At 31.6% G+C, this 21,920-nt stretch carries 16 protein-coding genes; all 16 read left to right on the top strand.

Going from position 1 to position 21,920, the window contains the following annotated elements; all coding sequences use genetic code 11:
- Positions 1-239 precede the first annotated feature (239 nt).
- Entirely contained in the window at positions 240-1,643 is a 1,404-nt protein-coding gene (locus ACN0WB_RS07305) for a site-specific integrase (RefSeq protein ID WP_417430337.1), read from the top strand.
- A 46-nt stretch (positions 1,644-1,689) separates the two neighbouring features.
- A complete protein-coding gene (locus ACN0WB_RS07310; protein WP_417430339.1) occupies positions 1,690-2,451 on the top strand; it encodes a hypothetical protein in 762 nt (253 codons plus the stop codon).
- 144 nt (positions 2,452-2,595) lie between these two features.
- A complete protein-coding gene (locus ACN0WB_RS07315; protein ID WP_417430340.1) occupies positions 2,596-2,889 on the top strand; it encodes a DNA-binding protein in 294 nt (97 codons plus the stop codon).
- Position 2,890: 1 nt separating this feature from the next.
- Complete coding sequence (locus tag ACN0WB_RS07320) at positions 2,891-3,880, top strand: hypothetical protein (RefSeq protein ID WP_417430342.1); 990 nt, start codon at positions 2,891-2,893, stop codon at positions 3,878-3,880.
- Between the two features lie 1,408 nt (positions 3,881-5,288).
- Complete coding sequence (locus tag ACN0WB_RS07325; protein ID WP_417430429.1) at positions 5,289-5,615, top strand: DUF6660 family protein; 327 nt, start codon at positions 5,289-5,291, stop codon at positions 5,613-5,615.
- Between the two features lie 108 nt (positions 5,616-5,723).
- On the top strand, positions 5,724-10,046 hold the full coding sequence (locus tag ACN0WB_RS07330) for a CusA/CzcA family heavy metal efflux RND transporter (RefSeq protein ID WP_417430344.1): 4,323 nt from the start codon (positions 5,724-5,726) through the stop codon (positions 10,044-10,046).
- Positions 10,047-10,051: 5 nt separating this feature from the next.
- Positions 10,052-11,281: an efflux RND transporter periplasmic adaptor subunit gene (locus ACN0WB_RS07335; protein ID WP_417430346.1), complete on the top strand. Its 1,230-nt coding sequence runs from the start codon at positions 10,052-10,054 to the stop codon at positions 11,279-11,281.
- Between the two features lie 22 nt (positions 11,282-11,303).
- Positions 11,304-11,669, top strand: a complete 366-nt coding sequence (locus tag ACN0WB_RS07340) for a DUF3703 domain-containing protein (RefSeq protein WP_417430348.1) — start codon at positions 11,304-11,306, stop codon at positions 11,667-11,669.
- Positions 11,670-11,682: 13 nt separating this feature from the next.
- Positions 11,683-13,641 carry a heavy metal translocating P-type ATPase gene (locus ACN0WB_RS07345; RefSeq protein WP_417430350.1) on the top strand — a complete coding sequence of 653 codons (1,959 nt, stop codon included), beginning with the start codon at positions 11,683-11,685 and terminating at the stop codon, positions 13,639-13,641.
- A gap of 57 nt (positions 13,642-13,698) precedes the next feature.
- Positions 13,699-14,364, top strand: coding sequence for a class I SAM-dependent methyltransferase (locus ACN0WB_RS07350; protein WP_417430352.1), 666 nt, complete (start codon positions 13,699-13,701; stop codon positions 14,362-14,364).
- A 208-nt stretch (positions 14,365-14,572) separates the two neighbouring features.
- Positions 14,573-15,295 (top strand): type IV toxin-antitoxin system AbiEi family antitoxin domain-containing protein, encoded by a 723-nt coding sequence (locus tag ACN0WB_RS07355; protein ID WP_417430354.1) that lies wholly within the window; start codon positions 14,573-14,575, stop codon positions 15,293-15,295.
- A gap of 144 nt (positions 15,296-15,439) precedes the next feature.
- Positions 15,440-15,997, top strand: coding sequence for a restriction endonuclease subunit S (locus ACN0WB_RS07360; protein WP_417430356.1), 558 nt, complete (start codon positions 15,440-15,442; stop codon positions 15,995-15,997).
- A gap of 4 nt (positions 15,998-16,001) precedes the next feature.
- Positions 16,002-17,534, top strand: coding sequence for a type I restriction-modification system subunit M (locus ACN0WB_RS07365; protein WP_417430358.1), 1,533 nt, complete (start codon positions 16,002-16,004; stop codon positions 17,532-17,534).
- 1 nt (position 17,535) lies between these two features.
- Complete coding sequence (locus ACN0WB_RS07370) at positions 17,536-18,741, top strand: restriction endonuclease subunit S (RefSeq protein WP_417430360.1); 1,206 nt, start codon at positions 17,536-17,538, stop codon at positions 18,739-18,741.
- 23 nt (positions 18,742-18,764) lie between these two features.
- On the top strand, positions 18,765-20,126 hold the full coding sequence (locus tag ACN0WB_RS07375; RefSeq protein ID WP_417430362.1) for a hypothetical protein: 1,362 nt from the start codon (positions 18,765-18,767) through the stop codon (positions 20,124-20,126).
- A gap of 19 nt (positions 20,127-20,145) precedes the next feature.
- Entirely contained in the window at positions 20,146-21,804 is a 1,659-nt protein-coding gene (locus tag ACN0WB_RS07380; RefSeq protein ID WP_417430364.1) for an RNA-binding domain-containing protein, read from the top strand.
- Positions 21,805-21,920: the final 116 nt, after the last annotated feature.

Here is a 21,920-nt window from a genome sequence, read left to right on the forward strand (position 1 = left end):
CAGAGGTTTTTAGTACCCGGTGCCGGTTCTATTGTGCCAAAACTAATACAATTATAATAATTCGTTTTTAATAGATAACTGGTTGTTTAATAGGGTGTTGCAATCAATTTCAATCGTTTTCGATTGCAATTGTTTTTAACCTTTTTTGATAGTTTTTAGAATTTGCGGACAAATTGCGGACACGGAAAACCAGTTTTTTCACATTTGTTTTATATGTTTGTAAAATCAAATTTTGGTTTATGGCGCAGACAAATTTCTATTTAGGAAAAAGCACTAATCGTGCAGGTGATTCTGAAATAAGTATGAGATTATATGTTTCACGAGATATTCGCATTCGTGTAAATTCTGGAATTTGGGTTGACAGAAAACGTTGGGGTAAGAAAAACGAAATTAATGTTCCTCTGATCATTGGCGACGAACGTGAAATGTTACTTGAAAAACGTTCAACATTAAAATCTTTGACCGACCACCTCGAAAAAATAATAAATACTTCTGTAGATAAAAATTCAATTAATAAAACTTCTCTTGAAAGGGAAATAAAAAAAATTCACAAACCGTCCGTTAAAACCATTGCGCCAAAAGAGGAGTCATTTTTTGATTTCATGGAAAAATATCTGACTGTTCACAAACTTTCAGAATCAAGAAAGAAAAATTTTAGAGTTATCATTAGAAGTTTAAAAAGATTTGAACTTTTTAAAAGCAAAGAATCTAATCGAAAATTTAGACTTTCATTTTCAAATATAACTTTAGAAGTACTGCAGGAAATTGAAGGTTTTTTAGGAAATGAAAAAGAAGTATTTCTTAAATATCCTGAAATATATGATATTATTCCATATTCGTCTAAAATAGCGGTTAAAACTGTACCAAGAAAACGCCCACCTAATTTAGATAAAGACGGTAACGAAATTCCAAAAGGAACGCCAAGAGAACGAGGGAAAAATTCTGTGGCAGATATATTACAAAGATTCCGAAGTTTTATCAAATGGGCTAATATTAATGACTACACAACGCAAGATGCCTTTAAAAAATTTGCTATTGGAGAGATAGTTTACGGTACGCCAATTTATATTAATAATGAAGAGCGAAACAAATTATTGAATACAGATTTATCTGATGATATTGAGTTGGAAACTCAACGGGACATTTTTGTTTTTCAATGTTTGGTGGGTTGTAGAGTAAGCGACCTTTTAAAATTTACTTATAATAGTATCAAAGAAGAATGTATTGAATATATACCGCGAAAAACCAGAGAAGATAGAGCAATTACAGTTCGAGTTCCGTTGAACAAAACTGCTAAAAATTTAATTGAAAAATATAGAAATGAAGATAGAAAAACTTTATTTCCATACAATACCGAACAAGACTATAATTTAAAAATTAAAACCGCATTTCTACGAGCAGGTTTAACTAGAATGGTTACTGTTCTGGATCAGCAAACCAGAGAAGAAGTTCAAAAACCTTTGAATGAATTGGCATCTTCTCACATGGCAAGACGTAGTTTTATTGGAAATATTTACAAAAAGGTAAAAGACCCAAATCTGGTTGCTTCATTGAGCGGTCATAAGGAAGGTAGTAAAGCATTCGCGCGATACCGAACTATTGATGATGAAATGAAAAAGGAATTAATTGATTTTTTAGATTAATAATTTACTGTAATAATTTTCTTTTTCAGCCTATAATATTTATCAAATGAATTTTAATTTTAAACGATCTAATTTAATCCTTCCGAAACTGTCCGTTTTTTTGCTCGGGCTCGCAATCGCTATAATCATTCGATTTGCACTACTAAATAATAATTCTGACGCCGGAACAGCAAACTTATTTTTCGTACTGGCTCTTGCAGCATATTTTATTTTTTATCTTCTTTATGACGAGTTCTTTAAGCAGGTTTTCATATTTTTTGAAAATTTAATTAAATCGAAGAAAAATATTTATAATTCTGAAATTGATAAAAATGAACCAGAAGTGTTTATAGATGATAGTGATACTTTAAACCCAATCTTAACTATCGAAAATAGTAAAGAAATTTCAAATTCAATTGATATTGAAGCCAGAAGAGAGAATTGGGAAAAAGAAAGAATAACGTTATTTAATGCCAATTTAGAAAAATTTCAAAATTACACACGTATTATTTTTTCTCCTCACGTTGATGATCACGATTTGCAGAAACTGGAAGAATCTATTTTAATTTATTCCAATGGAGATAATATTATTGATCCTGTTTCGGTTAAAACGCACAACTTGACAAAAATGGATCTTTTTCATTTTGGATGGAATATGGTAAATCATTTTAAAAAATCAAAACAAGAAGTCGCACCTTGGTTAAAATTTGTATTTTCAGATTTGAAAGATTTAGAATTGAGTTCTATCACAAAAAAACTAAAAGTTGAAAGTGATAAAGGAACAATAAAAATTATTGAAGATATCCCGAAATATCTAGAGAATATGTAAAAATAACCATCATATACAGAGATTTTAGAGAGATTTCACGGAGAGACAAATAACTTTTGTTCTCCATGAATTCTCTCTTTTCATTTGCACCAGATTCAATCGAATCAAAATTTAAAGTATTGTCTAACACAAACAAAAACAATTATGAACTATCAAGAACTATTGAGTTCAGGTGCAAATGTAAGCGTAACACTTAGCCCATCTGAATTAATAAATTTACTCAAAGAAATTAATACAATTTCCAAAACAGAAATTTTAGAACCGGAATCAGAAGAATTTATCAGTAGGAAAAATGCTCTTGCACTACTTAACATAGATTCTTCTACTCTGTGGAATTGGGAGAAAACAGGATATATAAAATCTCAACCATTTGGAGGTAGAAAAAGATATAAGAAAAGTGATTTAGAATTGATCCGAACAGGCAAAAAAGGGAGATAAAATGGAAAATAAACTTTTTTATCGAGCACGGAAGAAAATTTTGGTGTCAAATGATTTTAGAGAAATGTTGATTCGTCAAGATACCACTCTTATTGAACAGCGACTGATCTCATGCATTCTTTCATCATTAAAAGATATTCAATCCGAATTCATCAAAGTTAAAATGCCTTCTAATGATTTACTACAAAATCGAACTTCAAATATCGAATATTTAAGAAAAGTCACAGATCAAGGTACTGTAAATTTTCATTTTCCTTTGAGAGAAATCAATCCAGGGAGGAAGATGAAAAATCAGACAATAAAACACGCTTTAGTTAATATGAGTAATATCAATTGGCTTCAAGTGAGAGACGACAGAATAAAAGGATTTAAGGCAGTTCCTTTCATTTTAGAACCATGTTGGAATTGCAACAATATTTATTTCAAAATGGATAAAGGAGTATTGAAGCATTTGGTTAATATGAATCAGTATTATTCTTTACTAAGGGAGTTGCCATATGAAGTCTCTTCATCGAACACGATCAAATTTTTACTTTGGATGCTGAAATTTCAAAAAAGAGGTTCAGTAATTAGAGATTATAAGCAACTATTAATGGAATTGTACATCCCCAATAATAAATATATCGCAAGATCTCATTTTGAAAGAGACTTTCTGATTAATGTAAAAGCAGATCTCGAGTCTTTTAATGATTATTGTTTTGATTTTATTTACAATGAAGGTAAATATACTTTCTTCATTAAAAGCAATTCAAATTTTAAAATTGAAAAAGAAAATTTAACAATGCTTGATGATATTAGAATTAAAAGATCAATAAAATATCTGACAAAGACTAGAGATTTAAGTCCAACCAACATTAGATCGCTATTAACGCTTTATAAAATCAAAGGTTATGAAATTTTGGCTAATCATTTAAAATGCAAAATAGAACCCATATACAAAAGTGACGAGTATATAAAACAAGTTTTTTTATTACTTGCAAAAACGACGTGACTTTATCTCAAAAATAGGTGCTTTTATCTCACGAAGTCTGGAGATTATCTCAAAAATTCAGGAGTTTATCTCAAGCATATTGGAGTTTATCTCAAATAAAATGGAGTTTATCTCAATATTCTAAACGGGAATTTAGGTGTAATAAATTGATATTTAGATATTTAGTACTTGGAAAATGTTTCGGTTAATTATAGTAATTGTTATTAATTTTTTAATCTAATAATAAAAATAATAAATGTGGATAATAATTCCAAAAAACAATTATTATAACGTGCTAAAAACCAGTTACTTAATTATTCATATAATCAGGTAAAAAGTGGACTTTATCTCAAGGATTAAATTTTTGCTTTTGAAAAAAAAAAAAAATAGGGGAAAAATTTTGAAACTTAAAACTCTTTCTCCAATTATGAAAAAAATGAAGCCAAAGATTGCCGGATTTTGTATTTAAATTATTAATATTTAAATGAATTTCTAGTAAATCGAAAAGAATACCAAAGACAAAGAGAACCATTGGTTTCACGATGGTTAAGAAAGACTTTTTTTCTACCATGGGAAAATTTGGAGAAATACCTCGAAAAGTTCAAAAGAAAACATTCAAATATCCTTTCCAATTAAATAGAAAATCAGATTCACTTTTTTTTCTTTTTTAAAGCAAAAATTTTCTGGCAACTTTTTGTTGAATTTTAATGCATCTCCGTCATATTTCATTTTGTAAACCTGCGTAAAATAACACAAGCTTCCCCCCAATTTTATTTCTTTTTTCGACAGCAATTATAAATCTAACCTGCGTAAAATAGTGCAACCTATTTGCTAATTTCTCTATAAAAACTTTAGAAATTTTTAATTAGACCTGTGTAAAATTGTATGACCGATTTTCAACACCTGCGTAAAATAAGCATAGGTTTCCTCTGAAAACCTGTGTAAAATAGTAATAGGACAACTCAAAACCTGCGTAATTAAGATATAGGTTAATTATTAACCTGCGTAAATAGGGAATAGGTAGCCTGCGTAAAATAGGTATAGGATAAAAACCCTTAAAAGCATATTAACTGTATGAAAATCAATTTATTACTAATGGTATCTGCCTTATTTCAGAGGTCTGAAAAAATATTATAATTTTTATAGCAAGATGTGTCTTTGTACCCACAAACTTTTCAAGTTTATAGCCACTAAGACGATCTTGCCTTTTTGCAAAAGGAGAAAAAACTTCGGGACTCGTTCTTTTTTAATTGAAAAGATTTTTGAAAAATGATGAATTTCTGTTTATTTTTGAAAAGAAGAAATAGGTAATGCTGAAAAAAAATATTTTGGGGTTTGAAAAGTAGAGTATTGTGTGAATTTATATGATGTTTTTTTGCTTAAAAAATATCAATTTCTCTTAAAGATATATTTTCCTACCTTTGCAAAGGTGAAGATTTTCAATTACATATTTACTATATATTTAGCCGTGCTTTTTTGTATGCCTTGTTCTGATAATGAACAAAATACTTTTGAATTGACGAGAACTAAAATTGAAAAAATGCAGGAAAATCATTCAAGTGATCACAAAGATGATTTGTGTTCTTCTTTCTGCTCTTGCAATTGCTGTGGTATAAATGTAATAGTTTTTCAGCAAATCCCTTCAAATTTTTGCATACAAAATTTAGGTGAATTTTTTTCACAAGAATATTTTCATTTACCCAACCCATACTCCAATTACTTTGGGAGTATTTGGCAACCACCACAAATAGTTTAACGATAAATTTTTCCTCAACATATTTATGTTAGGGGAATTGTTTTGTGCATTCGCACAATTTTGGGCAGACTGATGGTTTGCTGATTACTAATTCGTTATACTATTTTAATGTTAAATAAAATTATACAATTCAGTATACAGAATAAGATTATAATTCTGTTACTAACCCTTGTTTTAATTGCTTTTGGGTCCTATTCCTTAAAAAATTTACCTCTGGATGCACTTCCAGATGTTACTAACAATCAGGTTCAAATAATAACTACAGCTCCTACTTTAGCTAGTCAGGAAGTAGAACAATTAATTACCTATCCACTTGAACAATCTGTAAAAACCATTCCCAAAGTTATTGAACTTCGGAGCATATCCCGTTTCGGTTTGTCTGTGGTTACTGTTGTTTTTAAAGATGATGTAGATATTTATTGGGCAAGAGAACAGGTTTTTCAAAGATTAAGTCAGGCAAAAGAAAATATTCCTGCATACGTAGGTTCTCCAGAGTTAGCACCAATTTCAACAGGTTTGGGAGAAATCTATCAATATGATGTGTATGCAAAAAAAGGCTATGAAGATAAATTTGATGCTGTAAAATTAAGAACCATTCAAGATTGGATCATTATTCCGCAGTTGCAAGGTATAGAAGGTGTTGCAGAAATCAGTACTTGGGGTGGAAAATTAAAACAATATGAAATTGCAGTAAAACCAAATACGCTGAAAAGTTTAGACGTAACTATTTCGGAGATTTTTGATGCTGTAGAAAAAAATAATCAAAATACAGGTGGAGCTTACATTGAAAAAGACCAATATTCCTATTTTATCCGTGGAGTTGGAATGGCAACAGGAGTACAAGATTTGGAAAATATTGTTGTCAAAAATAGAAATGGTGCACCAGTTTTAGTAAGGAATGTAGCCACGGTTCGGGAAGGTATTGCATTACGATACGGTGCAGCAACTAAAGATGGGCAGGGAGAAATAGTGGCAGGAATGGTATTGATGCTGAAAGATGAAAATTCCAGCGCAGTAGTAGATAGAGTAAAAGAAAAAATGCTTCAAATAAATAAAACGCTACCAGAAGGTGTTGTTGCAGAAGCATTTATAGATAGAGGAAAATTAGTTGATAGCGCTATTGGAACGGTAACCACAAATTTATTGGAAGGAGCTTTAATTGTAATTTTCGTTTTGATAATATTTTTAGGAAATTTTCGTGCAGGGTTAATTGTAGCATCTGTAATTCCTTTATCGATGCTATTCGCAGTTATTTTGATGAATTACTTTGGCGTAAGTGGAAACCTAATGAGTTTAGGCGCTATTGATTTTGGAATTATTGTAGATGGAGCAGTCATAATTGTAGAAGCCACAATGCACCATTTACAAAAATTGAAACGAAAAGATAATTTAACCCAAAAGGAAATGAATCTGGAAGTTTATAAATCTGCTTCTAAAATTAGAAACAGCGCAGCATTTGGCGAAATAATCATCTTAATCGTTTATCTTCCTATTCTTGCTTTGGTAGGAACTGAAGGCAAAATGTTCAAGCCAATGGCATTAACTGTTGGTTTTGCCGTAATTGGTGCATTCATCCTTTCACTTACTTATGTTCCAATGATGAGCGCACTGTTTTTGTCTAAAAATACCGTACACAAAACTAATTTTAGTGATAAAATGATGAGATGGTTTGAAAAAATTTACAGACCATTTCTTACTAAAGCATTAAAGTTTAATAAGCTGATTTTAGCAATTGCTGTTGGACTATTTGTCTTTGCCTTAATTACATTTCAAAATATGGGAGGAGAATTTATCCCTACAATAGAAGAAGGAGATTTAGCCATAAATGCTACTATAATGACGGGAAGTTCACTTTCCCAAATGGTGGAAACAACCACAAAATATGAAAAAATATTAAAGGATAAATTTCCAGAAATAAAAACAATTGTAACTAAAATTGGAAGCGGAGAAATCCCAACAGACCCAATGCCAATAGAAAGTGGAGATTTAATAATCGTTTTGAAGGATAAATCTGAATGGACTTCTGCCAATAATTGGGAGGATTTAGCCAATATGATGAAAGAGGAAATGGAAGTAATTCCAGGCGCAAATATTGAAATTTCACAACCTATTCAAATGCGTTTCAATGAATTAATGACGGGAAGCCGAAGTGATATTGCAATTAAAATTTTCGGAGATGATTTGGAAGTTCTAGATAATAAGGCAAAAGAACTCATCTCAAAAGTAAATAATATAGAAGGTGTGGGAGATTTAAAAGCGGATAAAGTTACAGGATTACCACAAATTACCATTAAATATGACTATGATAAAATTGCACTTTATGGTTTAAATATTTCTGATGTAAACAAAATAATACGCTCTTCTTTCGCAGGAGAAAGTGCTGGAAAAATTTATGATGAAAGTAAACGTTTTGATGTTGTGGTAAGAATGGAGGCAGAGAATCGAAGTGATATTTCCGATGTTTCAAATCTCTTTATTCCATTACCAAGTGGGCAACAAGTACCACTATCACAAGTTGCAAGCATCGATTATGAGCAAGGACCTGTACAAGTTTCAAGAGAAAATGGAAAAAGAAGAATTACTGTAGGTTTAAATGTTCGTGGGCGAGATGTGAAAAGCGTGGTAGAAGAAATTCAGCAAAAATTAGATAGTAATTATAAACTACCTCCAGGATATTTTATCACTTATGGTGGTCAATTTGAAAACTTAGTTCAAGCCAATAAAAGGTTGTCCGTTGCTTTACCTGTTGCATTAGGTTTAATTTTGGTGTTGCTATTTTTTACTTTTAACAGCATCAAGCAATCACTGCTAATATTTACCGCCATTCCACTTTCGGCTATTGGTGGTGTTTTCGCTTTGTGGGTTAGAGGAATGCCTTTTAGTATTTCTGCAGGTATTGGTTTTATTGCATTGTTTGGTGTTGCCGTATTAAATGGAATTGTTCTGATATCTTATTTTAATCAACTAAAATCTGAAGGAATGGTCAATCCATTGCGAAGGGTATTAGTTGGAACAAAAACCAGATTAAGACCAGTCTTGATGACCGCCGCAGTTGCTTCATTAGGATTTTTGCCGATGGCATTATCTACGAGTGGTGGCGCAGAAGTGCAAAGACCATTAGCAACCGTAGTAATTGGAGGTTTATTTACTGCAACATTCTTAACCTTAATTGTTTTGCCTATTCTCTATTTATTATTTGAAACCAAAATTAAAAGAAGAAAAATTATGTCTAAAAAAATATTAACAACAATTGTGCTTTTGATTAGTGCAATCTCGTTTGCTCAAAATTCTAAACCAATAACTTTGGAACAAGCAATTGCTTTGGCTAAAGAAAATAATTTTGAATTAAAAATTGCTGATAAAGAGATAGAAAAGCAAATTATATTGAAAAAAACTGCTTTGCAAATAGACCCTTTGCAAATTGAATATCAAGGAGGACAGTTTAATAGTAAAGATTATGACCACAATGTGAGTGTACAGCAATATTTTCCAGTAGGTGGAATTACCAAAGCCAATAGAGATCTTCAGGAAGAATTGGCAACATTAGCAAAAAAACGAAAAGCAATCACTTCGTACGATTTAGAAAAAGCCGTTACACTCTCCTTTTATCAATATTTGTATGGTCTATCAGTTCAGAAATACAATGATGAATTGTTTGACATCTATTCTAAATTTCTAAAAAATGCAGAATTGCGCTTTAAGACTGGAGAGAGCGGAAAAATAGAAGTCATCAGTGCAAAAGCAAAAGTAAAAGAATTGGAAACCAAAAAAGAGCAGATTGTTCTGGATTTGAATATTTATCAAAAACAATTGCAATACTTCCTTCAAACTAATGAGAATATTGTTCCAGATAAAGATACGCCATTGCAATATGAAAATATGGTGCTTTCAAACTATTCCACATTAGAAACATTATTAGAAGATGTGAATGCTCAACAGATAAAGGTTTACGAAAAAGAAGGTATTACTTATAAAAAACTACGAGCGCCTAAATTGGGAGTTGGCTATTTTGCGCAAACATTAAACAAGGAATTTCTTTTTCAAGGTTTTACATTGGGTTTGCAAATACCATTATTCAACGGTGCGAATAACGCAAGAGCAGATGCTACAGCAATCAGTATTCAACAAAGTGAATTGCAACTTCAAAAAAATAAAATCACCCTCAATTTGCAACAACAGGAGTTTACAAACCAATTTGAAAAGCAAAAAAAATCTTTGCAATATTTTCAAAAAGAAGGTTTAAACTATGCTCAACAAATGATTGTAACCGCAGAAAAAAGTTATGCAAACGGAGATATGAGTTATTGGACTTACATCAGTTTTCTTACGCAAGCCATTGATATTAAAAAACAATATGTGGAAGTACTAAATGAGTACAATCAAAGCGCAATCCGCTTACAATTTCCTTCCATTAACAACAATTTACAGTAACTATTATGAATCAATTTATAAATTATAGAACTTTTCAGCAAAGTAGAATGAGATATTTAACAATTTTACTATTTTCTTTGTTCATCATTAATTCCTGCGAAAAAAAACAAGTGGAACAGGTAAAGGAAGAAGAGAAATCTGAAACAGAAATTGCACTAACAAAAGCACAATTTCAGACCATTGGTATTGAAACTGGTAGCATAGAAATGAGAAATTTAAATACGGTGGTAAAAGCAACCGGCTACACAAACGTTCCTCCACAGAATATGGCGAATGTTTCTACACTCATCGCGGGAACGGTGAAGGATATTTATGTTCTGGAAGGCACTTACGTTTCTAAAGGAAAAATTTTAGCCACTTTGCAAAATCTCCAAATTATTGAAATGAGAGAGGATTATCGTGCGGCAATTGCAAATATAGAATATCTACAGTTGGAATATAACCGTCAGAAATTGTTGAGTGAGGAAGATGTAAATCCTCGAAAAATATTTCAGGAAGTAAAAGCAAAATTGGCAGTAGAAAGAGCAAGAGCACAAGCCGCAAAAAGCAAGATGCAAGCGATTAATGTTAGTCTTTCAGGAAATTCTACATTGATACCAGTTGTTGCACCTATCAGTGGATATGTCGGGAAAATTGGAGTTACGAAAGGAACTTATGCAGATACAGGAACTTCACTTTTTGAAATTATAGACAATAGCCAGATGCATTTGGATTTAAATGTTTTTGAAAAAGATATGGGAAGAATAGTAGTTGGGCAGGAGATTGATTTCATATTGACAAACCAATCCAATAAAGTGATCAAAGCAAAAATTTTTGGTACAAATAAATCATTTTCCAATGAAAGTAAATCTGTGGCAGTACATGCAAAAATAAATCCAGCAGATACAAAAGATTTAATTTCTGGAATGTACGTTGCTGCTAATATAAACATAAACAATCAAACTGTAGAAGCCTTACCAAAGGATGCAATTGTAAGAAATGGCGATAAATTTTATATTTATATTCAGGAAAAGGAAGTAGCGGAAGACCATAATAAATCTGCTGACAATAAGAAAAAAGAAGAAGAGCACGATGAAGTACATTTTAAAGCCATCGAAGTCCTTCCAGGAACTACAGATTTAGGATATACAGAAGTAAAACTGATTGGAAAAATTCCTGCAGATGCAAAAATTGTTACCAAAGGTGCTTTTTACATATTATCTGCGGCTAAAGGTGGTGGTGAACACGGACATTAATCATTTATAACAAAAAAGAGACATGAAAGTAAATACAAATATGCCCACAAAATTGAAACCTTTCTATATGGCTGAACTAGAATTAGCAAAAATAAATTTTAGGGAAAACAATTTAAAAAAATCTTGGTTTCATCTAGAAAGAGCACATATTATTGGACAAAAATATCCATATCAACATTCCTTTGTTCATTGGAAAATGTTACAATTTGGAATAAAAATTAAAAGTTTTAAAGAAATAATTGGTCAAATTCCACGATTATTGGTAGGTGGTGTAAAATCATTTATTGGCCATATTCCAAACGGAAATACAGGTGGTTCAAATGTTCCACCATTAAAACCCATGGATATTCCAGAAGATATTCAAAAGATTTTTAATTTAAATTTATAAATAATATAACAAAATGGCAAAAAAGAAAATAGACTTACGCGATTTAGGCAAGGAAAAAAAATCTGGGAAGCATTCCCACGATGATGGACATAATCACGACAATTCGGACAAAACAACGTTACAAATGTTTTTGCCTGCCATTATTTCATTCACATTATTGATAATTGCTATTGCTTTAGATAATTGGATAACCCAAAATTGGTTTAATGGATGGGTAAGAATTGCCTGGTATGTTGCAGCCTATATTCCCGTGGGATTACCCGTTTTAAGAGATGCATTTGATAGTATACGAAAAAGTGATTTCTTTTCAGAATTTTTTTTGATGAGTATCGCTACGATTGGTGCGTTCGCCATTGGAGAATTTCCTGAAGGTGTAGCAGTGATGCTTTTCTATGCTGTGGGTGAAGTTTTTCAAACCCTTGCAGTACAGAGAGCAAAAACTAATATAAAAACTCTGTTAGATCAAAGACCAGATGAAGTTACCGTTGTTAAAGATAATCAATCAAAAACCGTAAAAGCGGAATCTGTAGAGATTGGCGACATAATCCAACTAAAATCTGGCGAAAAGTTGGGCTTAGATGGCGAGTTATTATCTGAAAAAGGGTCTTTTAATACAGCGGCACTCACAGGAGAAAGCAAACCAGATTCTAAAGAAAAAGGCGAAACAGTTTTAGCAGGAATGATCAATCTGAACACCGTGGTTCAGGTGAAAGTAACTACCGCATACAAGGATAGTAAACTTTCCAAAATATTAGAATTGGTGCAAAATGCTACTTCACAAAAAGCACCCACAGAATTATTTATTAGAAAATTTGCAAAAATCTACACGCCCATTGTTGTATTATTGGCAGTTCTCATTACAATTATTCCATTCTTTTTCGTACAGGATTATATTTTTAGCAAATGGTTATATAGAGCACTTGTTTTCTTGGTGATCAGTTGTCCGTGTGCTTTGGTAATTAGTATTCCACTAGGGTATTTTGGTGGAATTGGTGCGGCAAGTAAAAACGGAATCTTGTTTAAAGGAAGTAACTTTTTAGATGTTATTTCTACCATAAAAAATGTGGTGATGGACAAAACGGGAACGATGACGGAAGGCGTTTTCAAAGTTCAGGAAGTTATGATGCAGCCGGGTTTTGATGAAAAAACGATTTTGGCGATGGTCAACAAATTGGAAAGCCAAAGTACGCATCCTGTTGCGACTGCAATACACAATTTTGTAGGAGAAATAGATTCAAAAATATCTTTGGAAAATGCAGAAGAAATCGCAGGGCATGGATTAAGAGCAAATGTAAACGGAAAAGAATTATTAGTTGGTAATTTTAAATTATTAGATAAATTTTCCATAAAATATGATTTAGACCCAAGTTCAATTGTTTACACCACGATTGCAATTGCGTATGATAATAAATTTGCCGGCTATCTGATGATTGCAGATTCTATAAAAGAAGATGCGCAGGAAGCAGTATCAAAATTGCATGAATTAAACGTAAAATTAACGATGTTAAGTGGAGATAAAGATAACGTTGTACAACTTGTCGCGAAAAAATTAGGAATAGATACTGCTTTCGGAGGTCTATTACCCGAAGATAAAGTAGAAAAATTAAAGGCAATTAAAAGTAAAAATGAAAGCGTTGCATTTGTAGGAGATGGCGTAAATGATGCACCAGTGATTGCTTTGAGCGATGTAGGTATTGCGATGGGAGGTTTAGGAAGCGATGCTACCATCGAAACTGCGGATGTCGTGATACAGGATGATAAACCGAGCAAAATTGCAATGGCGATAAATATAGGAAAACAGACGAAAAAAATTGTGTGGCAAAATATTATTCTCGCATTTGGCGTAAAAGCGGTTGTTTTGATTTTGGGAGCAGGTGGTTTGGCAACGATGTGGGAAGCGGTTTTTGCGGATGTTGGTGTGGCACTTTTGGCGATTTTGAATGCAGTAAGAATTCAGAAGATGAAATTCTAATACATCTTTTCTTCTAAAAATGAAGTGAAAAATTTGATAAATGATTGAATAAAAAATATGGAAACTAAAATGTACGGCACAGAGGAGGCGCAAAAAAAAGCGATTACCTATTATGACAAGTTATCTGTAATTTACGATTTCATCTCAAATTGGTATTATAAAAAAGCACGGAAATTTGCTATTTCAGAACTTAAAATTAATAAGGGAAATACAGTTTTAAATCTGCCTTGTGGTACAGGAGTTAATTTTAAATATTTCCAAAAGTTTTTGCAAAACTCTGGAAATATTATTGGGATAGACCTTTCAAATGGGATGCTCGCACAAGCCAAGAAAAAGGTAGAGGCAAATAATTACAAAAATGTTCAGCTCATACTAGAAAATGCAACAAAAATAGACCAGGATTGGATGACAGATTTTTCAAATGATAAATTTCCAGTAAAAGTTGACGCTGTATTTTGCGATCTCGGACTTTCAGGACTTCCAGAATGGGAAAATATTGTTGATAATATGATTTCGATTTTAAAACCTAAAGGTAGAATTGTAATTTTAGATTGGTATCTCGAAGAGTCCAGCTTAAGAGGAGATTTCGTGAAATGGATTGGAAAAGGAGAAGTGAATCGACCGATTTATCAATATTTAAAAACAAAAGTTGTTGATTTTCAACTTGATGATTCCTTTAATTTTGGGGGTGTTTTCGTTGCATCTGGAACGAAGTTAGTATAAATTGTTTTTTAAAAATTCATTTTAAAAATTAATTAGATATATTTTGAGTCATTTTTCTTTATACCTGGAATGAATTAAATAAATTACAAATTTGAATTAGTAATATTGCAGGTGATTAATATTAATGTAGAAGACTCCATTTAAATAATGTCCAGTTTTTTAACTAATAAACTGGACATTTTTATTATATTTGTTTTTCAATAAATAAATGAAAACAACTGATTACATAGCATATACCATAAATCGCCTTCCTAAAGGCTATGTTTTCACTTATGATGATTTTTATAATGAGGATAATAATAATGAAGCCATTATAAAAGCATTAAATAGAATGGCGAGTTCTGGAAAGATTGAAAAACTTTCAAAAGGTAAATATTACAAACCCGAGAAAACTGTTTTTGGAAATTTAGAACCTTCACAAAAACAAATTGTAAAAGATTTATTGGAAGATAATGGCAAAGTAACTGGCTATTTAACAGGATTAAGCATTTACAACCAATTGGGATTTACAACCCAAGTAAGCAATGCCATCCAAATAGGAATAAATGAAGTTCGACCTTCATTAGAAAGAGGACGATATTCTATTTCTTTTTTAAAGCAAAAAAACACGATTAATAAAGAAAATATTAATTCCTTGCAATTGCTTGATGTTTTAAGATTCATCAATAAAATCCCTGATACAAACATTGAAAATACACTCAAAAGATTTATAGAAATTTTAAAAGAGAGAGAACCGAAAAAGATTTCCAATTTGCAAAGACTTGCGCTGAAATATTCACCATCTGTTCGTGCATTATTAGGAGCAATATTGGAACAGACCAATTTGGGCGACTTAGAAATGTTAGAAAATTCGCTTAATCCAATTACAAAATACAATTTCAAAGGAGCAGATAAAATCCTTACTAAAACCGAAAAATGGAATATCAAATGAAGTTGCACAAAAGAAATGCCTTACTTAATTAAAAGTAAAAACAAGTATTTATATTTAGAATAACGCTACAAAGAAATAAATTTCCATATGTCAAATAATTTTCGTATATTTGCATCAAAATAATATCATTACAAAAATGATGAGATGGAAATTAAATTAAAAGAAATAGCAGAAATACAGTTTGGGTATTACGGTAAACCAAGTGAAAATGGTACTTTGGCGTATTTGCAAGCAAAGCATTTTAACGAATTTGGCCAATTCACAGAAGAAATCGATGCTTTTTTGGTTGATGATGATAAAACTAAAACTCAACTTTTGCAGAATGACGATATTTTATTTGTTGCAAAAGGTTTTCGGTTTTTTGCAGCATTATATAAAAAGGAAATTGGAAATGCAGTTGCATCTTCCATTTTTTATATTTTGAGAGTAGATCAGACTAGAGTTATTCCCGAATATTTAGTCTCGGTTTTAAATCTACCTAAAAACAAAGCGTACTTCCAGCAGTCGGCTTCTGGAAGTTCTATTCCTTCTATTCGTAAAAGCGAATTGGAGGATTTTACATTTAATTTACTGTCAATTGAAGAGCAAAGAAAGGTGGTTGCTCTACAAGAACTTTATTTTAAAGACATAAAAATTACAGAAACATTAATCGATGAAAAGAAGAAACTTTTCCAAAGCACAATTTTAAAAATTATTAATTAAGAAGATGAGCGACAATAAAATTACCCAAAGAGAAATCAACAATACGGTTTGGAAAGCGTGCGACAGTTTGCGTCCTGTTATGGGAAGTGAACAATACAAAGATTACATTCTTACACTTTTGTTTATAAAATATCTATCTGATGTCTGGAAAGATAAAGTGGCGCAATACCGCATCAAATATCCAGATAATGAAGAAATGGTGCAACGCCAATTGCAGAGGGAGCGTTTTATTTTGCCGGAAGTAAGTAATTTCGATTATTTATTTGAAAACAGAAGCGAACCGAATATTGGTGAAATTATCGATATTGGTTTGACCGCTTTGGAGGATGCAAATCGTTCCAAATTGGCAATGGTTTTTCGCAGTATCTCTTTCAATTCTGAAACCGTTTTTGGGCAAACCAAACAGCGAAATGCCATAATGAAAAACCTTTTGGTAGATTTTTCAACCTTGGATTTACAACCATCACATTTAGCCGGAAACGATGTGATCGGTGATAGTTATGAGTTTCTAATCTCAAAATTTGCTGGTGAAAGCGGCAAAAAATCTGGAGAATTCTACACGCCAAGTGAAATTAGTACACTTCTCGCAAAACTGGTAGACCCGCAACCTGGAAATAGAATTGCTGATCCTGCATGTGGTTCTGGTTCGCTCTTGATAAAAGTTGCCAATGAAGTGGAAGGTAAAAATTACTCACTTTACGGACAAGAAAATAATGGGAGTACTTGGGCTTTATGTAGAATGAATATGTTTCTACACGAGCAAGACAGTGCAACTATAGAATGGGGAGACACCATCAATAATCCAAAATTATTGGAAAATGATGATTTGATGAAATTTAATATTGTGGTTGCCAATCCGCCTTTTAGTTTGGATAAATGGGGAGCAGATTCTGCAGCTTCAGATCAGTTCAACCGTTTCCACAGAGGAATTCCGCCAAAAAGCAAAGGCGATTATGCTTTTATAAGCCACATGATAGAAACCACTTATGAAGATGTGGGAAAAGTTGGGGTTATTGTTCCGCATGGTGTTTTGTTTCGCAGCAGTAGCGAAGGGAAAATTAGAAAACAATTGATAGATGAAAATCTTTTGGAAGCGGTGATTGGTTTGCCTGCCAATCTATTTTTTGGAACAGGAATACCTGCAGCCATTTTAATTTTTAATAAAGGAAAAGGAAGCAATACCGACATTCTCTTTATAGATGCGAGCAAAGAATTTGAAAGCGGAAAAAATCAAAACAAATTGCGTGAAACAGATATTGAACATATTGTAACGGCTTTTGAAACTTTTAAAAAAGCAAATTCTCTCACAACTGAAAAAGGAGAAGTAATAGAAGATAAATACAGTTACCGAGCAACGATTGCAGATGTTATAGAAAACGATTACAATCTGAATATTCCCAGATATGTAGATACTTTTGAGGAAGAAGAGGAAGTGGACATAAAAGCCACTCACAAAAATATTACGGAACTAAAAAAACAATTGATAGAAGTTGAAAACCAAATGGAAAACTACTTGAAGGAACTTAATCTTATTTAAAATGGAAGCAGCAAATTACAAGCAAACTTCCGTAGGTTTAATTCCGAGTGATTGGGAAGTGAAGAAATTGGGCAGTTTAGGTAAAATTATTTCTGGTTTAACTTATAGTCCGGAAGATGTTTCAGGAGATGATGGAATACTAGTTTTGCGTTCCTCAAATGTTCAAGAAAGACAATTGGTTTTCGATGATAATGTTTTTGTTAAAGTCGAAGCATTTAATTCTGTTCAGAAAAATGATATTTTGATTTGTGTGCGAAATGGAAGTAAAAATCTGATAGGTAAAAATGCTTTAATTACACAAGAAATAGAAGGTGTTGCTTTTGGAGCATTTATGGCAATTTTTAGAAGTGATTTTAATAAGTATTTATTTCAGATATTCGGAACAGATTTATATCAGAAAGAAATTCATAAAAATCTTGGTGCTACAATAAATTCTATAAATGGAAGTGATTTAAAAGAATTTAAAATCCCACTTCCACCGCTTCCAGAGCAAGAAAAAATAGCAAAAATTTTATCAACTTGGGATTCGGCAATAGATGAGTGCAAAACGATTATTGAAAATTTGAAATTGAGGAATAAAGGTTTGTCGCAACAATTGCTTTCTGGTAAAATGAGAGTGAAAGGGTTTGAGGAAACGAAATGGAATAACCAAAATTTAGGACATGTAACTGAAAATTTTTCTAGGAGAAATAAATCACTTATTGATGCTAGAATTTATTCAGTTACTAATTCAAATGGTTTTGTTTTACAATCAGATCATTTTTCAAGAGAGGTTGCGGGAAGTGATTTAAATAATTACAAAATAATTAGAAGAAATGAATTTGCATATAATCCAGCGAGAATTAATGTAGGTTCAATCGCCTACTTTTCCGAAGATATTGGTGTGATAAGTTCTTTGTATGTGTGTTTTAAAACTAATGATTTACTACATGATGGATTTCTTTCAGAATGGCTGAAATTGGAAAAAACTAATCATGATATTAATAGATATGGAGAAGGAGGAGTTAGAGTTTATTTGTGGTATGATTTGTTTAAAACAATAAAAATTAATTTTCCAGACTTAAAAGAACAGTATGCTATTGTGAATATTCTTGAGAAAGCCACAGAAGAGCTCCACCACTTCCAACAAAAACTAGAAAAACTGCAATTAGAAAAAAAAGGATTAATGCAGCAATTGTTGACGGGGAAAGTGAGAGTGAAAATTTAAAAACACATAAATGAAAAAAAATAATGAATATAAATCAAAAACAAACTATTGAAAATATCTTAAATGATATAAATGAAATTGATGTTGAAGAGATTTTAGTTTCTGCCAATCCAAGCGAAACAGATTTAAGTAAAATCAATATAGGTAAATATAGTGCTACCGAATTTCTTCATCTTTTCAATAAAATGACAAATCAATTAGATGTAGAATTAAAAAATGGTTTGGGATTTCTCTTGCCATTTAATGAAAACTATTCCAATGAATTTGGTGCGGTAAATCTTCAAACTGATTTGACGAATATTAAAAGTTATTTAAATTCAAGTCAGTTTTCTGTAATCGAACCTTTGTTAGACAGATTAATTCATTATCAAGTAAAGAACGGATTTTGGAATAAATCTGAAATAAAGTCGCATCCAGTAGATACGGAAGAATTAAAGAAGCAAAAAACTCTAATTAATCTTAATCAAAAAGCATTGGAAAAAAATCTCCTTTTCTATAATGATTTAAAAAATAATTTAGATACTACCATTTCAGATTTGAATACTTTAATAAATGAAAAAAAAGTAGAATTAGCAGAAATCACAACATTGTTAACAACAGCAAATAATCAAATCACAGAAATTAATTCAGTTGTTTCTAATTCTTCGATTAAAGACACAGAAATTGATGGAATTTTAAAAAATATAAAAGATAAAGTAACGACAGTTTCTGAAAGCATAAAAGTTTACGAAACAAACTATTCTGAAATTGAAAAAAATAATAAACTTTTAGAAATTGAACTAAATGCTGCAATTGCAACTGCTACCAAAGATTTAAAAAAATCTAAAGAAGGAATTGAATTTATTGAAAGTAATCGTGAAGAAATTGTTCGCCTTACAGGAATGGCAGCAGATGGAGCATTAGGTTCAAAGTTTGATCAAAGGCAAGATAAATTGGATAAAGATTTAAAGTTATGGAAATGGGCGATACCTGTAATGACAACTCTTGCAGGTGCTTGGATTGTAATTGTTTTCAAATATTTAGTACCAGATTTTAAAGATGAATGGGTAAATATATCTGTCACCGTTTTAAAAACTTCTCCTGCTTTTATACTGCTTGGCTTTGTTTTTTCGCAATATAAAAAAGAAAGAAATCTACAGGAAGAATATGCATTTAAATCTGCTGTCGCAATGACACTCACTGCATATTCTGAAATGCTTTCTAATGCGGACGTTGAAGACAATAATTCTCGTCAACAAATGCTGTTAAAATCTATAGAATTAATCTACAATCAACCACAAATTCATCCAAATAAAAGTGAAAAATTATTTAGTTTCAACACTAAAGATTTGAAAGAAACGGTTGTAGATTTAAATGATACTCTAAAAAATTTAAAGAATAATTAAATTTAACTGATAAATCTTTATGACTACAGAACAACTACAATCTATTCTAGAAAACCTGCGAAACCTTTCTGCCGAAAATGAAATCGTAGAATTCAAAGAAGCAAAAAATTCCTATGATTTCACCAAATTAGGGCGTTATTTTTCTGCACTTTCCAATGAGGCAAATCTGCATAACAAAACTTGTGCATGGTTGGTATTTGGTGTAGAAGATAAAAAGCACATGGTTGTAGGTTCCAACTTTCGGGCGACAAGAAAAGACCTGGATAGTTTGAAAGGAGAAATTGCGAAGAAAACTATCAATGGTATTTCGTTTATAGAAATTCACGAACTTCAAACTTCTGAAGGAAGAGTAATCCTATTCCAAATTCCGGCTGCTCCAAAAGGTATTCCTGTTTCTTTTGATGGGCATTATTACGCTAGAGATGGCGAAGAACTCACTTCATTAAATATTGAAAAAATAGAACGTATTCGCGCACAAGCAAATATGGAAGATTGGAGTGCAGCAATCGTAAAAGATGCTTCTATAGAAGACTTGGATGAAGATGCGATAACTTTAGCAAGAAAAAATTTTAAAAATAAATTCCCAGAAAAAGCAACTGAACTTGATACTTGGGATACTATTACTTTCCTGAATAAAGCCAAAGTAACCATAAAGGGAAAAATAACCCGAACCGCATTAATACTTTTGGGAAAAGATGAATCTGAACATTTTCTAAATCCTGCAGAAGTGAAAATTCGTTGGAAATTGATTGGCGATGATGGTTCAGATATCGATTATGATATTTTCGGACTTCCTATGATTTTATCTGTTGAGAAAGTTTTTGCAAAAATTAGAAATATCAAGTACCGATATATGCAAGAAGGAACAATTTTCCCTACAGAAGTTGCGAAGTACGAACCATTTTCTATTCGTGAAGCCATTAATAATTGTATTGCTCACCAAGATTACACCAAAAATGCAAGAATTAATGTAATAGAAATGGAAGACCAATTGATATTTACCAATCAAGGTTCTTTTATTCCGGGAAGTGTAGAAAAAGTAGTTATTGATGATGCTCCAGAAGAATTTTATCGGAATAGATTTTTAGCAACAGCAATGTTCAACTTGAAAATGGTAGATACTGCAGGTGGTGGAATCAAGAAAATCTTCAATTTTCAAAGAGCGCGTTATTTCCCAATGCCAGATTACGATTTGTCTGATGATAAAGTAAAAGTTACCATTTCGGGCAAAATTCTGGATATGGATTATGCGCGTTTATTAGCCAATCATAAAGAATTGACTTTAGAAGAAATTATGATGCTGGATAAAGTGCAGAAGAAAATCCCACTTACGGTATTGGAAGAAAAACAACTGAAAAATAAAAAATTGATTGAAGGAAGAAAACCTAATTTCTTTATTGGTTTAAAAGTAGCAGAAAAAACAGGGCAAAAAGCAGTTTATTCTAAAACCAAGGGATTTGATAAAACTTATTATTTAGATTTAATTGTTAAAGCAATAAAAGAACATAAGGAATTGAATAGAAAAGAAATTGATGAATTACTTTGGAGTAAGTTGCCTGACTGGATGACGGAAAAACAGAAGAAAAACAAAGTTGGAAATTTGCTTACTGAATTAAGAGTATCACATGTGATAGAAAATATTGGAACTTATACTAATCCAAAATGGTCTCTTAAATAATAATTTTAAGAGAGAATTTAAGAGAGGATTTAAGAGAGAAATTGAAATTATATTTAAGGGTAAATCTGTGGAATCATTTAATGCTGCAATTTGAGAGTTGAATTGGAAATGATTTA

It is taken from the genome of Halpernia sp. (assembly GCF_048269545.1).
Classification (GTDB): domain Bacteria; phylum Bacteroidota; class Bacteroidia; order Flavobacteriales; family Weeksellaceae; genus Halpernia.